Source organism: Kocuria nitroreducens, assembly GCF_042879195.1.
In the GTDB taxonomy this organism is placed as follows: Bacteria; Actinomycetota; Actinomycetes; order Actinomycetales; family Micrococcaceae; genus Kocuria; species Kocuria nitroreducens.
In genome coordinates this window covers 1-15,155 of sequence record NZ_JBHZTC010000026.1, presented here as the reverse complement: position 1 = coordinate 15,155, position 15,155 = coordinate 1, and the positions used below count along the sequence as shown (strand labels likewise).

General features: G+C 64.2%; 13 protein-coding genes. 8 read left to right on the top strand and 5 right to left on the bottom strand.

All coding sequences use genetic code 11. The annotated features are described in order from the left end of the window. The first annotated feature begins 112 nt into the window (after positions 1 to 112). The 4 genes from ACFYE1_RS15455 to ACFYE1_RS15440 all read left to right on the top strand — a co-directional run bounded on the left by ACFYE1_RS15455 (position 113) and on the right by ACFYE1_RS15440 (position 4,880). On the top strand, positions 113 to 2,944 hold the full coding sequence (locus tag ACFYE1_RS15455) for a hypothetical protein (protein ID WP_387744760.1): 2,832 nt from the start codon (positions 113 to 115) through the stop codon (positions 2,942 to 2,944). 1 nt (position 2,945) lies between these two features. Then, positions 2,946 to 3,923 (top strand): C25 family cysteine peptidase, encoded by a 978-nt coding sequence (locus ACFYE1_RS15450; protein ID WP_387744757.1) that lies wholly within the window; start codon positions 2,946 to 2,948, stop codon positions 3,921 to 3,923. A gap of 252 nt (positions 3,924 to 4,175) precedes the next feature. Then, the gene (locus tag ACFYE1_RS15445; RefSeq protein WP_387744754.1) at positions 4,176 to 4,688 is read left to right on the top strand and encodes a hypothetical protein; all 513 of its coding nucleotides are present in this window, start codon (positions 4,176 to 4,178) and stop codon (positions 4,686 to 4,688) included. An 18-nt stretch (positions 4,689 to 4,706) separates the two neighbouring features. After that, a complete protein-coding gene (locus tag ACFYE1_RS15440; RefSeq protein WP_387744751.1) occupies positions 4,707 to 4,880 on the top strand; it encodes a hypothetical protein in 174 nt (57 codons plus the stop codon). Between the two features lie 50 nt (positions 4,881 to 4,930). On the opposite strand, the gene ACFYE1_RS15435 is transcribed toward ACFYE1_RS15440, so the two are convergent. Beyond that, entirely contained in the window at positions 4,931 to 6,109 is a 1,179-nt protein-coding gene (locus tag ACFYE1_RS15435) for an IS30 family transposase (RefSeq protein ID WP_387744748.1), read from the bottom strand. 165 nt (positions 6,110 to 6,274) lie between these two features. On the opposite strand from ACFYE1_RS15435, the gene ACFYE1_RS15430 reads away from it, so the two are divergent. Genes ACFYE1_RS15430 through ACFYE1_RS15420 form a run of 3 tightly spaced genes read left to right on the top strand, consistent with a single transcriptional unit; the run spans position 6,275 to position 8,101 of the window. After that, a complete protein-coding gene (locus ACFYE1_RS15430) occupies positions 6,275 to 6,664 on the top strand; it encodes a hypothetical protein (protein WP_387744745.1) in 390 nt (129 codons plus the stop codon). 49 nt (positions 6,665 to 6,713) lie between these two features. Next, positions 6,714 to 7,775 (top strand): helicase-related protein, encoded by a 1,062-nt coding sequence (locus tag ACFYE1_RS15425; protein WP_387744742.1) that lies wholly within the window; start codon positions 6,714 to 6,716, stop codon positions 7,773 to 7,775. Then, the gene (locus ACFYE1_RS15420; RefSeq protein WP_387744740.1) at positions 7,757 to 8,101 is read left to right on the top strand and encodes a hypothetical protein; all 345 of its coding nucleotides are present in this window, start codon (positions 7,757 to 7,759) and stop codon (positions 8,099 to 8,101) included. The genes ACFYE1_RS15425 and ACFYE1_RS15420 overlap by 19 nt, the downstream gene beginning before the upstream one ends. A 1,112-nt stretch (positions 8,102 to 9,213) precedes the next feature. Here the strand turns inward: ACFYE1_RS15420 and ACFYE1_RS15415 are convergent. From ACFYE1_RS15415 to mobC, 4 genes are all read right to left on the bottom strand, one after another. Continuing rightward, positions 9,214 to 9,687, bottom strand: a complete 474-nt coding sequence (locus ACFYE1_RS15415; RefSeq protein ID WP_387744737.1) for a hypothetical protein — start codon at positions 9,685 to 9,687, stop codon at positions 9,214 to 9,216. 2,105 nt (positions 9,688 to 11,792) lie between these two features. Beyond that, positions 11,793 to 12,563 (bottom strand): hypothetical protein, encoded by a 771-nt coding sequence (locus ACFYE1_RS15410; protein ID WP_387744734.1) that lies wholly within the window; start codon positions 12,561 to 12,563, stop codon positions 11,793 to 11,795. Between the two features lie 2 nt (positions 12,564 to 12,565). Further along, positions 12,566 to 14,080: a relaxase/mobilization nuclease domain-containing protein gene (locus tag ACFYE1_RS15405; RefSeq protein ID WP_387744731.1), complete on the bottom strand. Its 1,515-nt coding sequence runs from the start codon at positions 14,078 to 14,080 to the stop codon at positions 12,566 to 12,568. Next, positions 14,077 to 14,466: a plasmid mobilization relaxosome protein MobC gene (gene mobC, locus ACFYE1_RS15400; protein ID WP_387744728.1), complete on the bottom strand. Its 390-nt coding sequence runs from the start codon at positions 14,464 to 14,466 to the stop codon at positions 14,077 to 14,079. Before mobC ends, ACFYE1_RS15405 begins: the two co-directional genes overlap by 4 nt. 214 nt (positions 14,467 to 14,680) lie before the next feature. Here mobC and ACFYE1_RS15395 point away from each other — a divergent pair, with 214 nt between their 5' ends. Next, positions 14,681 to 15,010 carry a hypothetical protein gene (locus tag ACFYE1_RS15395; RefSeq protein WP_387744725.1) on the top strand — a complete coding sequence of 110 codons (330 nt, stop codon included), beginning with the start codon at positions 14,681 to 14,683 and terminating at the stop codon, positions 15,008 to 15,010. The last annotated feature ends 145 nt before the right edge of the window (positions 15,011 to 15,155 follow it).

Below are 15,155 nucleotides of genomic sequence, written 5' to 3'. Positions count from 1 at the left end.
CCCAGTTGTGTCTCGCCGTTGCGATGAGTGCCCTTTGTAGCTGACCTCCTGACTGTCGGGAGCAGGTTGGGCGCTTTAGAGCGGAAAATCTCTATTTCGAAAGGCTCATCGCATGTCACTCGCCGATCAGATCGCATCCGTTAATTTCGGATCCATCCTGAATGCTGGCACCGGCATCCGGCAGCTTGGGCTAAGCCGTAACGAACTTGGCCCGGCGGTAGGGGAAGCATTGGCCCTGTCACGCACGCGGGCGTTGCGAGCCGCCCGCGGACTGATAGAGACCGCGGCCGACACCGACCAAGCAGCCAATGAGATGGGCGCAGTGATCGAGTGGGCTTCTCAGCAGAACGAACAAGAGCAACTACTGGTTGCTGATGCCCTAAGTATCAGCGGTGGCGAGGTGCTCTTCGTGGACCGCGTGGCCCGGCTTCCTCGCCAGGAAGCCCGGCCCTTCATCGCACACTGGCTTGGGGCGGGCGGGGACGCCCGAGCCGTGGCAATTTGGCTGGCGACAGTAGGCAACGTGCTAAGAGGACATCGTACCGCCCGGCCCGCGGGTGGGAGGTCAGGTGGGGTGATCGACTGGGTCGAGGAGGCCGCGGAGGATGCGGTTGACGCGGCCGCTGAGGCGGTAGAGACGATCGTCGATGCCGTCACTGAAGCAGGGAAGGCACTGGCAGACGTGCTGGTGGAAGTTAGTCACTGGACCGTCCAGCAGGTCGGGGACCTGATCGAGGCCCTTGTTGAAGCGGGGCGAACAATCGGTCAGGTTCTCGTCGATGCGGTAAGCGCTGGAATGAGTGTGTTCCACAAGGTGGTGAAGGCGCTCATCGATATTGGCACCACAGTGGGCCAGGTCCTCGCCGAAGTGATCAATCAGGCGGCCGCTGTCCTGGGGGATGCGATCCAAGCGCTCCGGGAGATCGCCGTGTCCTTCGCCACGATCCTGCGCAGCGCCGCTGAGCTGGCAGGGGCGGCCCTACGAACAGTGGTTGAATCGCTGATCAGAATCGGCCGCTCAGTGATCCACATCATGGCAGACGCCTTCGAGGCCACCGCCGGGATCCTCCGCGCCACTTTGGACGCGCTGCTGGCGATTGGCCACACCGTGAGCTCACTCATCGTCGATGTCGTCACCGGCCGAATGAGTCTCATGGACGCCTTCACCCGGGCCATGCGGCAACTGGGACGCACCGCCTCCGACTTGCTGAGCGCGGCCACCGCTGCTGTGGCCGGCGCGGTCCGGAGCATCGCCCGATCCCTGGCCGTGATCGGAGAATCTGTGGTCGACCTGGTGCAGTGGGCGGCGGGCGCCGCCGTGGAGTTCGCACGGGACGTGGTGGCAGCCTTGGTCAGCGTGGGGAAATCGGTGGTGGACCTGGTGACGTCGGCGGGACAGTTCGGGCTAGCCCTGATGCGCACCGTGGTCGACGGGTTCTTCGCCCTCGGACGCACGCTCGGGCAGTTATTCAGGGAGGTGGTCGGCATCGCGGCGAACTTGCTCACCAAAGTCCTCGAAGCGACCTTCGCCCTGGGAACGACCCTCGTTGAATTCGTTGGGGAGACCCTGCGCTACACCTACAAGGTGGCAAAACTCCTGGTCGAGGCAGCGGTCCGTGCCGGGGCCGAAGTCGGCACGCTCCTCCTCGAGGCTGCCAAGGGCACCTATTACACGCTGCGTAAGATTGTCGTCGGCCTCGCCGATGTCGTCGGAGTGGGAGACATCATGCGCTGGGCGCTGGAGAACCTGGAGGGCGTGGTGGGGGACATCATGCACCAGGTCATGTCCGCCCTGCGGTTTGCCCAACGGAACCTGCGGGAGGTACTCGACTGGGCCGTCGACAAGGGGGAGGCGGCGTTCCAGGCTGTGGTGGCAGCGTGGGAGTCGGTCCACGAGGACCTCCTGGACCTGTACCGCTGGGCGAAGGACCAAGCCGCCGACCTGGTGGACGAGGTGTGGGAACAGATCGGCCGCGCCACGACCCGCCTGCAGAACTCGGTCACATACGTCCTTAACTATCTGGAAACCGACTTCCTACCGGGTGCTGGACGGTTCGTCCGTGGTCTGCTCGACGCCGGACACGAGCTCGCGGACCTGACTGGGCGTCTGTTGGCACGTTCCCTCAAGTTCGTGACCGAAGTCGTGCGCCAGATCTTGGAGCTTGGCGTGACACTCGCCGACCTCTTCGCTGCCACGATTGAGAACCCGGGGCACGCGTGGGACAACCTGATCATGGCGGTCCGGGACATCGGGTCCACCTGGGGCGACATCATGGCCGCGGCCAATTCCGCCGGCGAAGATGCTGTGCGTGAGGTAATCGCCACCGCCCGCCGTCTGAAGCAACCGCTCGGCGAGATGCTGGCGGGGGCCCTGGAGGTCGGGGGCGGATTTCTCGGCACCGTTGTGGCGCAGCTCTTCAACATGCTGGCCACGTACCGGCCGCTCACCGCGTCCGAGAAGAAGGTCGCCGCTCGCATCTTCGCAGGTTCCATCGAACTGGATCTGGTGTCCATCTCAGCTGAGAGCCTCGACAACGACATCATCTTCGGCGTTCAAGACTTCTTTAACAAGAGTCCGGAATCCCGCGCCTTTGTCACCGGAACGCTGATCAACAGGGATGCCGACGAGCCGCTGACGACTGCCACGCTGATCCACGAGCTGACACACGTCTGGCAGAACTTCGCCGTGGGGCCCATCTATCTGGTGGAGGCGATCCACGCCCAGACCACTCCGGAGGGATACAACTACGGTTACAACAACGAGAAGAATGGTGAGGGCGGCCAGGCAGAGCTGCAGGCGGCTGGGGGCAACTTCGAAGCCTTCAACCGGGAACAGCAGGGCCAGATCGTGATGCATTACCACGTCCGTCGCTACGAGGAAAATCTTCCGGACCCCGAGTGGGCCGAATGGCAACCGTACATCGACGTGGTGCAGGCGGCATGACATGCACGGGCATGCTGCCATCGGCGCGAACGAGCCGCTAGGACTCAGGATCGTCGTTCTCGTCCCGTTCGGAACCAATGGATCCGTGTCGGCGGCGGCTGAGATGGCGCGTCGCCTCGAGGACTCCCCTGGGGTTAGCGCGGCAGACGTGGTCATCCTCCCTGGCCCTGAGACGACAAGCAGCGACCCTTTCCGACTACGCGATCGGCTCTCCAATTTGGATGCTGATGTGTTCGTATTGGTGGCTCCACGTCGTTGGGGGCCCTACCGTTCGGTTCCTGCCCCAGCGATCAACGGCCGAGCGGTCGCGTTGGTTCAGGCAGATAAACCGTGTGACCTTCCAGTTCCGAGCCTTGCGGGCACGGCGGGAGCGCCATGGGTAATAGCGGCTATGGCCAAGGATATGTTTCTGGGCCCGGCGGGGCTCTGGGTCGAAACGCTGGATCGTGCGGGGCGCTACGTAATGGACCTGCGGGCAGATCGGACCCGGCGCGAGGATCTGATCACTGCGTTGAAAGCAGGCCCCTCGGTGGTGCTCTATGCCGGGCACGGGCGCACACGTGGGTGGGGCGGATACCAAGGGGTGCGCTGGGACCACATCGCTCCTGATCCAGACGGGGGGCACCGACCTGCCGGCCTGGTCATCGCGTTCGCCTGCGACACACTCAAGCGCGTTCGTAGCGGTGTTCCCTTTGGGAGTCATCTTGTCGAAGGAGGAGCAGCCCGGGCTTATCTAGGAGCGGCCCGAGTTATCCGCAGCGCGGATGCGGAAGAACTGGGAAAAGTTGTTGTGGATCTTCTCGCGGAGGGAGCCAGTCCCACGGTTGCACACCTCGTAACCGCAATCGAAAGAGGCGTGCGGGGTCAGCCGGGAGCATCACGTGCCTGGAACCAGTTCCGCTTGGTGGGCGATCCTTCGACCTCTGTCACGCAGACTGTTCCGGTGCTCGAACGGCCGAGCGGGCGGGCCCTTAGGTGATTGTTCAGCGTACGAGTGTGGGATCGAACTTGCACGCCGCCTCGGTGCTCGGATGCGCGATCGACGAGGTTGCCGGAGAGGTGGCCGGCAGGCGGTCCCGTCGAATCTGCAGGACCAAAGTCGCGGATCGAATTAAGACCGACGCCCGGGACGCGATGCACCTGGCCAGGCTGCTGCGGTTGGGCGAGATCGTGGCGGGCCCAGCTGTCGAGGCCGCTCGGGGACCTGGTGCGGGCCCGGGAGGTCGCCCGGGTGGCCCCGGAGATCCACGAGCAGTTCTTGCGCCGCATCATCAGGGACCCTGCTGCGCGGGTGGATCGGATCAGCGGGGTGAGTTGGGGTGTGCGGGCGTCCCGGCATGTCTTCGCCGCCCGCAATGACTGGGGCACAGAGCGGATGGCGGCCGGGGACATCTTCGCCCGTCTGTTGGAGCAACGCCGTATCCAGGTCACCGACCCGGACCCGTCGGATCCGGAGGGCGATCGTCGGGTGGTCAACGCCACCGAGACCACCGCTGCCCAGGAGAAGGCGTCTCTGATGCAGGAGCGCTTCGGGGAGTGGGTGTGGGAGGACCCGGCACGGGCGGCGGGGTTGGTGCATGAGTACAACCGGCGGTTCAACTCCATCGTGCTGCGCGACTACACCGTGGAGGGGGAACGCCTGACGTTCCCCGGGCTGGTGGAAGAACTTCACCCCGCGCCCCCACCAGCGCGCGGCGGTGGCGCGGATGCTCTCGGAGCCCTCTCGGTGGGGGCTCTTCCATGAGCTGGAGCGGGCAAAACGGTGGAGATGGCGATCGGGGCGATGGAGCTGCGCCGACTGGGCATGGCGCGCAAACCCGTGATCGTGGTGCCCAACCACATGCTGGACCAGTTCTGTCGGGAGTGGTTGCAGCTCTACCCCCAGGCGCAGATCCTCGCCGCCTCCTCGGAGGTGTCAACGCCGAACGAATATTGACCCCCCTATCGCCGGCGGATTCAACAGCTCGTCGCAACACCGGCTGGGTTTCAGCATGACATTTTCGCGGTGAACACGGTGGCCGGCGTCGCCCATCCGAGGACCTTCCGCGGACGGGTATTGAGCAGCTGCTCCACCCTGGCGAGGTCCCCGGCGGTGTGGACGCTCAAGTCCGTGCCCTTCGGGAAGTACTGACGCAGTAGCCCGTTCATGTTCTCGTTGGACCCCCGCATCCACGGACTGGCCGGGGCGGCGAAGTACACGCCCTCGCTGAACCAGGCAGCGACCAGGTCGTGGCGGGCCATCTCCGCACCCTGATCCCAGGTCAAGGTCCGCCGCGCCGGCTGCGGCAGGTCCTCCACCAGTACCTCCAGCGCATCGGTCAGCGCTTGCGCGGCGTGGCCGTGCGGCAGGTGCACCAGGCGGACGTAGCGGCTGGTGCGGTCCACCAGCGTCCCGATCGCCGAGCGGCCCTTCGCCCCTACGATGAGGTCGCCCTCCCAATCGCCGATCCGCACCCGCTCCTCGACCACGGCCGGACGCTGGTCGATCAGCATCCCCGGGGCGATGAAGCGGGGGGTCCGTCGATCCGGGCGCCGGCGGCGCCGGCGCATCGACCGGCCCGTGCGCAACCGGGCGGTCAGCCGCCGGTGCAGCCCGCGACGGGTGCCGTGGTAGAGCGCCTGGTAGATCGTTTCGTGGCACACGTGCCATTCCGGGCGGTCGGGGTACCCCGACCGCAGCCACACGGCGATTTGCTGCGGGGACCAGTCCAGCTCGAGCTTGGACTGCACCACCTGGCGCAGCTGCTCGTCGTGGGCCAGTACCCCGGGCCGGTGCCGTCGGGCGGCCGTGCGGGCCCGGGCATGGGCCAGCACCGGATCGTAGCCTCCGCGGTCGTGGGCGGCGGTGTTGCGCCGCAGCTCCCGAGAGACCGTCGAGGGCGCCCGCCCCAGCCGGGTGGCGATCGCCCTCATCGACAGGCCCTGGCGTCGCAGCACCGCGATCCGCTCCCGCTCCAGCAACGACAGGTAGCGTTCCGATTGCTGTGCCTCGGCTCTCCTGGCCGGAGCCAGCCCGCCGAGCTCGGCCCGCCATCGGTATCCGGTCTTGCGCCCGATCCCGACCATCTGGCACGCCTCGACCGTGCCCACCCCGGACAGGATTAGCGCCCAGTACTCGTCTTCCAGGACCAACCGCCGCTTGCGTCCTCTGATGCCCATCTCCATCCCTCCATCTACCAGGGATGTTGCGACGACCGCTAGAACCCACCGTTGAATCCGCCCGGCGCCCGAGGGTCAGTATTCAGACGGCATCGACAGGAGGATCTGGCCGGGGATAAGCTGCCGGTATTCGTCGCCCGGGCGGCGGCCAGTGACTGGGACGGGATCATCATGACCCGCACCGCGTTCGAGCGCATCGAGCTCTCCGAGGAGTCCAAGGTCGCCTACGACCTGGCCGAAATGGGACGCCAGCGGGCCGAGCTGGAGGCCACCAATCAACGGGCCGTGGCCAGCGGGGCGGACACCATGTCGATCAAGCGGATGGAAGCCCGCATCCAAGCCCGGGAAGAGAAACTCAAGGAGAAGGCCGACCGGGCGACGGATCCGGGGATCACTTTTGAGCAGACCGGCATCGACTACCTGCTGGTCGATGAGCTGCACGAGTACAAAAACTCGACACCTCCTCGAACATTCAGGACGCTGCGATCGATGGGTCCAAGCGGGCCAGCGACCTGCATTCCAAGGTGGAGTACCTGCGCCCTGTGCACGGGGATCGGGTGATGACGGGGCGACGGCCACGCCGACCACCAACTCGGTCACCGAGATGTACGTGGTGCAGCGCTATCTGGGTCCGGAGTTGTTGGAGCGGGCCGAGATCCACGACTTCGACTCGTGGGCGGCGATCTTCGGGCAGGTGGTGTCCGAGATGGAGCTCTCGGTGGCTGGCAGGGACAGCTTCAAGATGAAGGAGCGCTTCGCGAAGTTCCAGAACGTCCCGGAGCTGCTGAAGATGTTCCGCTCCTTCGCCGACGTGAAGACCGCCGAGGATCTGAAGCTGCCCGCCCGGGAGCTGGTGGAGCGGGAGGACGGGGAGCGCCTGCCGCGCATGGTCTCGGTGGAAGCCTCGGCCCAGTTGCAGGACTACATCGCAGAGATCGGCCGGCGGGCCGAGGCGATTCAGGCGCGGTTGGTGCCTCCGACCGAGGACAACATGCTCAAGGTCAGCTCCGACGGGCGCAAGGCCGCCTTGGACCTGCGTTTGGTGGATCCGGAGCTGGGATCGGTGATGGCTGAGACCAAGATCAGCGCCGCCGCGGACCTGATGGCCCGGGTGTACGAGGACCACCGCAACGACGTGTTCCTGGATCCCTCTACCGGGGAGGAGCACCCGACCCGGGGTGCGTTGCAGATCGTGTTCTGCGATCTGGGCACCCCGGCAGCGACGTGGAACGTCTACGACGAGCTGAAGCTGCAGCTGGCCGGGCGGGGAGTGCCGGTGGAGAAGATCCGGTTCATGCACGAGGCCCGCAACGATGCCGAGAAGGGGCGGCTGTTCTCCGCCACGCGCACCGGAGAAGTGACCGTCCTGATCGGCTCCACCCAGGAGATGGGGGTGGGCATCAACATCCAAGCGAGGGCGGTGCATCTGGTGGACCTGGACGCCCCGTGGCGCCCGGCCGACGTGGCCCAGCCCCACGGGCGGATCAACCGGCAGGGCAACCAGCACCCGGAGGTCGCCATCTCCCAGGTGGTGATCAAGGGGTCGTTTGACGACCTTCATGTGGCAGACGTTGAAGCGGAAGTCGAAGTTCATCGACCAGATCATGCGCGGGCGCCTGGACGTGCAAGATCGAGGACGTCGGGGACAACACCTTGTCCTTCGCCGAGGTGAAGGCGATCTCCAGCGGCAACCTGTTGATCCTGGAGAAGTCGAAGGCCGACCAGGAACTTGCCCGGTTGGAGCGGTTGAACCGGGCCTGGCACCGCAACCAGTCCTCGCTGGTGTTCCGCAAAGACGCCGCCCAAGCGCGCGGGGATGCACTGGAACAAGAGCTGGGACTGCCGCACTATCCGGTGACATTTAATCTGGATGTTCCGTATGGCGGTCACAGCCAAGGTCCGGAGGCGTGGCCGTGCAGTCGCTGGTCGGCCAATGGACGCCGGGTCCAGGGGTGGCTCGTTCCTGATGGGAAAATACGTTATCCGAATCTTCGGTGATCGCAGGTCATAGGGACTGTCTGCGCTTCAAGGGAAATCCACAAGGCTCGTCACGATATTGCACCGACTCGGGATCGTCGCCGGCGAGAAGTCTTTCGCCCGTTGCTGAGGAACGCGCCCGTCCAAGGTGCTGGCCAGGAAGACCTCGACATGGGGTCCTGCCCAGTGGATAGAGCGAACCGCGGGTTCTCGCCGTCGTGGCCCACGGGACCGTACTCAGACTCCGAACCCGATTGCCGTTTTCGCACACGGATTGCAAGCGACGCAACCACCACCCGAAAATGTCCACGTCAGTAGGCGAATGGACCCGGTGGGCGCAGGCATCATCCATGCCGCGCACGGCATGGCGCCTTACGGCGCCCAGGTCGAGTCACCCCAGGTCAGGAACCACTCGGGGGAGCATCGGAGCCGTTTCCCGGAACCTCACAATGTGCGGCAAGCGCAGATAATGTCTTTATTACTTTACATAATCATTCTTATCGGACATTAGCAGGATGAGTAGAAGTAGGTGAGAGAACTCGTCCCACCCTGCCTACTGAGGTGGCCCCCAGCGGCACACCAAACTTCCGCAACTGGTTGCTGACCAGCCGCTGGGACGGACTCCGCCTTGTCATGGCGACCGTGATCGTCATCGACCCGCGAGCCTGGCCACCCCCGAACTCGAATAATTGATACCACTTCTAAAGCGCGGTCTGGTTCCGTAGAACCTAAAAATCCGACCTGCGCTTTCCCATACCTTTGCCCAAGTTACAAATGTGGGGTTACCCCAACGGGTCGATGACGATCACGGTCGCTATGGGCAGGCAGAATGCCTCCAGAGCCGGGTCAGCGACCGGTTGTGACAGATGCTGGAACCATTGACGCCCCTGCTCTCGCGGGCCAAGAATGGACGGGACGCGGCGTCGGCGGGTTGTTGACCGTGCTGCGCCGGAGGGCCGCCTTGTTCGTGCTGCACACTTCGGTGCGGGGGACGGAAGCTGCCGTTGGCGTTGGGATGCGAGTCCGGGCACACCGCGTGGCGTTTCCTGTGGGTCGGCAGGAGTCCAAGGTGTGGGAGGAAGTACGCGCAGGAGGACAGAAACTGCACTCCTGCGCGACTGGGCCAGCTCAACTCAGTTGCACTCGTAGTTTGTGTCGTTGAACTGCTCCCGCTCCCCGGTGTAGTGGGAGGACGACGACGAGGTGCAACTACTGCCGTCGGAATAAGTCAGCGTGTTCGAACTGCGGTAACCACCCTCGTGCCCGACCCCGTCCTTGGACAGGGTCTGATAGCGAGAATTGTCTTCATAGGAGAAAGAAAGCTCTCCACCAGACGTCCTGCTCTGACCACGACTGGACTTGCCCTGTTCGATCCTGTTTCCGCTGGGCGTTTCCACCGAATTGGACACTTGGCGATAACTGTTACAACTGGTCGTGTACTCATCCCCAGAGCAATCGGATTCTCTGATGGTTTGAGCACCGTCGGTTTGGGCACCGGGCTTCTGGGTATTGTCATCCCTGGCTGCAGCGGCCGGCGCCACACCCCCCACGAGCAACGCCCCTACGCTCAGTGCGACAACAGTGACCTGGCGAATTTTTCCGCGCATGATTCCTCCGATGATGCAATGGAAGTGGATGTAATCTTTCGCGCGTATCCCCGAGGTGGACCACCCCATGAACCCGGAGGCAACACTCTCACCTCATACCGGTCGTCTGAATTCCACGCACGATGTCCACTTTGCATTCCACACGGAGACTCGGTGCCCGTAGTCCTATCACTGATATCGAACGGTGACATTTCTTGGTCACACTCCAACATTTTGCCATCGTAAAGAAAGAATGGGATTTCTTGGACGTGGGCACAGCCTTCGCTGCGTGACCAAAGCAGGCGCAGCACTCGACATGGCAGCCAGCGGCATGGGGGTCGGGAAGGGCGTGTGGAGAATAGTTGTCGGCATGGTGACCATGCCGGCGACCGGTGTCAATACATGACGTGACGCTTTCAGCGAGCGAAATCTTCCTGATGGGAAGAATTAACAAGAGCTAATTTTGCAAAAGCTCATACCTGTTAGATGTCGTCATATTGTGCGCCCTATTGACTCAATCATCACCAATATCGCACGCTTGATTCGCGGGGGCGTGGAGTGTTGCCCATGAACGGTAAATCACCTGTCGTCAATGTGAGTGTGTCCATTCACAGGTCCGTGCCAGGATAATTACTTTTGGTTATGCCATTCACTGGGGGAACCATGTCCAAATTAGTGCGGAACTTCGCAACCCTAATAATAGGAACAGGGATGGCGCTGACCACAGGGGTGGCTTCGGCTGCTCCTGATGATGAACGTGCCTCCGATGGGGCGCAGGTATCGAAGTACTCGATTTGCTCCGATAACGGCTCAGACACAAGGTGCAATAATCAGCATGTCGTGAGCAACAGAGTCTCAACTGGGAGTGGAAACGAAATATACCAAAGCCACACCAGGGGCGGCGAATCCTTCGAGAGCGGAAGCGAATACGCGCCCTCTTATTCAATAGACACTGAAACTCGCACCCATACGTTGGATAAAAAAGAGGGTCAACACTTAAACCGATATCGGGAGTCAACCAGTCTCACTGGCGATTTTGGGAGCTTCTGCTCGGATCGCGATGCGCTTTATGTCAAGGGGGATCGCAAAGTTTTTAAAACCAGCGATCAATGCTGATGTTGGCGGCTCTCCATAGGCCCTCGGAGAACATGTTGTTTAGACCTGGTCTCAAAACTTGATTTGTCGTTGCCCGCTTGCCTGAGAGTGGCGCACAGTGTCGGCACGACGACGAGAACGCAGTTGTGGATGTTCGACGACCGGCTGTGGGACCTGACGCCTTCGTCACCGGTTGGAACGACCGCCGCCACCCGTTTGTGTGGACTGAGACCAGCACCGAGATCCTCAAGAAATCCAAGCGCCCAAACTTCTCAAACACGGGCCATTACGGGAGAAACGGACGCGCACAAGGGGTTGCTCTGGCAGTAAACACTGTCAGGGCAACCCCTTGTGTGCTTGGCTTCTTTGTTATGCGTCCTTACAGTGCTCGCCGCTAGGGTTGTCCATGCACTTCTCCAGTAGAACGCGGTCCGTCTCGACCGGCTCGGTCGTCGATGAGTCCTTCCAACCGGACCCTTGGACCCATTTGATCGTCTGAGTTGACTCGTAGGTGACGTCGCTTTTATTGACGCGGTTCACTTCCTTGCGCGCGTTCTCGTTGTTCACCCGTGTGGAGTCTGCTTCACGGACGGTCGTGCTCGAGCTGCGGGAACAAGTGTCGTCCCCAGTAGTGCCCTGAGCTCCAGGGTCATAAGTCCCACCGGAGAGGGTCTCGGAACAGCGGGCTGACCGTGTTGATTCGCCAGGGTTCAGCTCGCGATCAGCGGCATTGGCTACCGGCGCGAAAGCGAAGCCGACCAGTACGAGCGAGGCGATTGCGGCAGGGCGACGGAACATGAGCACTCCAAGTATGAGATGGATCACGGGGATACGCTCACTCTAGCGTGTCGTTACCTATGTCCGTAGCTACCTTGTGGTATATGACTCGTCGGGGACTGCCCGGCCTTCCGTTGACTCTTTGACCTGCCCCACGCTTCGCTTTCCCCTTGACCTGCCTCCTTCCCTGGCTTCTGCCAAGTCTGAAAGAGTTCGACGGGTTGCGCCCCCTTCCTCTCATGTCCTGGATGGCCTCAGCCCAGCTCCCGAGCCCTCTCCGGCCCCGCTCCGCGTCCGGTGCTCTTGCGTGCCTTGGGTCCGCGTTTGGTGGAGCGCACAGCGTCGACCGGTGCTGCGCCCTGGTCCCGGTCAGCTGCCAGCCGGGCCTGTACTCCGTCGCGCCCTTCCTCGGTGTCACCGAGGGCGGCCATGAGCCTCTTGGCGAGGTTCGCCCGGCGGTCCCCGGAATCCCACAGCTCCTCGGCCTCGGCGGCAGCATTGCGGGTGTCCGTGTCGTTGTCCAGGTCTCCCCGGCCGGCCTCAGCGGCCTTGCGGGCAGCCGCGGCGTGGTCACGCTGGGCGTCCACCGCCTCACGCTTACCGGCCTCCGGCTCAACGGATCCGGTGCGCTGCTTCTGCGGGGTGCGTTCCTCGAGGTAGTCCTCCACGCCCAACCCGTGGCGCTCTTTCACCTGCGCCTCGATGCGCGCCCGCGCCGCCTTGGCCACCTCGTCGTAGTCCTCCCACTGCCGAGCCAGCCCGTAGTGGCCAGCGATATCTTCCGGCTTCGCGGTCTCCCAGAACCGGCCCTGGTCCACCGGGGCGAGCTCGGTGCGCATCACGGCGCGTTCGGCCTCGAAGCGCTCCTCCAATTCACGCCGCCGGTGCTGCTGTTCCGTGAGGCGTTGGCGGAGTTGTTCGGCACGCTGGCGGGCCATCATCTCGCCCCAGCGCCCGGCCACAGCCATCGCCGCCTGGAGGTCTCGGGAGAGCAGGTCATTCACGCCGTCGGGTTGTGTGCTCATCGCTACAGCTCCATTCCGTGCTCGCCTCGGGTGTGCTCTACGTAGGGGCGCACCGTGGCGGTGGGTCCCTGGGTTTCCCGCAGCGCCCCGCGCTCACGGGTGGGCCCGGCGTGGGAGGCCGAGCGCGCCGGCGCGGAGGTCTCCACCTCCGGCAGAGGTGCGGCCACGACGGCCAGGTGTCGCTCGAAGGCGTCGTTGAGCAGCTGGGTCTCGCGCAGCTCCTGGTTGGCCTGGTGCATCTCGTAGAACGCCTGGGTCATCCGCAGCATCTGATTCATGATCAGCGCCTGCGCCACCGGGGACGGCGCCCGGGTGGCCGCCAACAAGAAGGCCGTGGTGCCACTGGTGCGCAGCGGCGCCTGAAGCGGGGTGGTGATCTTCACCCCGGACCGGTGCGCGGACCGCGCCAGCACCCGGGCTGTGCGCCCCAGCGGACCTTGGCCGTCCTCGGTCGCATGGGACCACGCTGCGAACACCCCGGAAGCTTCCCGGGCCGCGTGCGCCCAGGACTGGTGGTCGTCCGGGGCGATGGTGACCAGCCGCCGGCGGACCTCCTTCAGCTCCCCGGCCAGCCGCCGGGCGGTCTCCTCGTCCAGGGCCGCGCCGGGGGCGTCGGGGTGGACGATGCGGCGGTGCCGCTTGGCCGCCGCCCATTCCTCCGACGCCTCCTGCGCCGAGCCAGGGGTGTCGGGCCAGCGGGTGCGCAGGGAGGGAAGGGTGAGGTCCTGGGCAAGCTTGCCGCCCCCGAACCACAGCGGCCGCATCCCCTTCGGCGGACGCTCCGCCACCGAGTACCCGGTCACCACCGAATCGGTGCCGGCAGCGAACCGCGGGTGCACGAGCAGGTTGGCCCGGCGCATCAAACGAACGAACTGCGCTTCTGATTCAGCGGCCACCGCGCACGCCCGCACGGTGCGCTCCAGCGCGAACCGGGCCGGCTCCCGGGTGCTGTCCCGCCGCACCTCGCCCTGCTGCAACCACCGTTCGGAGTGGTTGCCGAGCTGGATGAGATTGAAGTCCTTCTCGATCCCCCGGGCCACCTTCTGTGCCCGGGCGTAGTCGTTGCCATCGGCCCACTTCGTCCCGTCCTCACGAATCGTGGAGGCCATGATGTGGATGTGGTCGTTGCCCTTGGTGGAGCGCCCGTGATGCACCGCGACCCACTGGCACGGGGCCTTGGCCTGCGCGTCGGTGAAGTCCATCTCGTCCATGAACCGGGCGGCGATGTCTGACCATTCCTGGTCGGTGACCTCACGGTCCTGGTACGGGATCGACAACGAGCAGTGCCAGATGTGCTTGGCGTCAGCGTCCACCCCGAAGACGCGCCGGTTCAGGTCGATCTCGCGGGCAATCGACACCGCGGCTTCCTCATTGAGCTGCACATCGTCGTAGCAAGACATGATCACCGGGGACCCGCCCACCAGGTGCGGGTCGGTGTGCTCGTTGGCCCTCCCCGGACCCACCAGATACTTCATCAAACCGACCGGCTTGTCACCCTTGGTGATGTTCGGGATCACGGAATCAACTCCTCGATCTTGGCCAGCACTTCCTCACTGAACCGCCGAGCCTCCCGCATCGTCTCGACCGTTTCAGGAAGGACCTCTCCGGTGCTGTTGGCGTGCCGGGCGATCTGGTTCACATTGTTCGAGATCGTGGCCATCAGCCGGCGCATCGCCAGCAACTCGACCAATTGATTCCGCCGCAACTGCACCGCCACCGGATCCGCCGAGCCGAACACCGCCTCGACCATCAGCGCCGAGGGCGAGAGCCCGGTCTGCTGCTCCAGCACCATCAACTGAGCACGCTCCGCCTCCGACATGGACACCCGGACGTACTGGGTCTTGCCCTCGATCCGCTTCCGCCGCGACTTCCACACTCGACGCGGATTCTCCTGCTCCACCACAGCACCTCCTCTCCTTGCCGGCCCAGCGCAGCGCCCCCACTGAGTGGGCCTCACACGACCAGTGTGCCACCGCAAAGCCCGACGGGCTAGCGGTGGACCGGTTTTATGGCACATAAAACATAGCTTTGCTCCGCTGGGGCACCACGGGTGCGAAGCGCCAGCTAAGCACGTGGTAGTTCTGGAACGGATCGTGTGCGTCCGTTAACCTAGGGGCATGGTGAAGCTCACTGACCCCCAGCAAGCAGAGGAAGCCGCCCAGCGGCTGCTCAACGACCGGATGGACTATGTCCGCCGGGCGATTGCTACTCGCGGTGCTCTCGACGAGGCCCGTGAGGCCCTCAAGGAGGCCGAGAAGAACGACGCCCAGGCGTTCCAGGCCGCCGTCAACAACGGCGGCTGGACCGAGGACGAGCTGCGCAAGATCGGACTCTCCGCACCCGAAAAGGTGCAGAGGGTGCAGCGCCGGCGGAAGGCCACCCAGTCGACCCCGGACGCGCAGGCCTCGTCCGCGCAGAACGGTGGCGGTACCGAGCCGCAGCAGTGACGTCCAGTCGCTGGGTTCTCGCCACGTGCTACGGGGCGCTCCTGATTCTTTCCATCGTCCTGGTGGCCCGGGGCAGTAGCGTCCCCTAGCGTGGTGTACGCCGGGCCCTGGGGGCGTGGCGTTCCGAACGTGAGGCGGCCACCGC

Coding starts and splice junctions, on each gene's coding strand:
- ACFYE1_RS15395 (WP_387744725.1), top strand. CDS start 14,681: ATGGTGAAGCTCACTGACCCCCAGCAAGCAGAGGAAGCCGCCCAGCGG.
- ACFYE1_RS15435 (WP_387744748.1), bottom strand. CDS start 6,109: ATGGAGATGGGCATCAGAGGACGCAAGCGGCGGTTGGTCCTGGAAGAC.
- ACFYE1_RS15450 (WP_387744757.1), top strand. CDS start 2,946: ATGCACGGGCATGCTGCCATCGGCGCGAACGAGCCGCTAGGACTCAGG.
- ACFYE1_RS15430 (WP_387744745.1), top strand. CDS start 6,275: ATGACCCGCACCGCGTTCGAGCGCATCGAGCTCTCCGAGGAGTCCAAG.
- ACFYE1_RS15410 (WP_387744734.1), bottom strand. CDS start 12,563: ATGAGCACACAACCCGACGGCGTGAATGACCTGCTCTCCCGAGACCTC.
- ACFYE1_RS15415 (WP_387744737.1), bottom strand. CDS start 9,687: ATGCGCGGAAAAATTCGCCAGGTCACTGTTGTCGCACTGAGCGTAGGG.
- ACFYE1_RS15455 (WP_387744760.1), top strand. CDS start 113: ATGTCACTCGCCGATCAGATCGCATCCGTTAATTTCGGATCCATCCTG.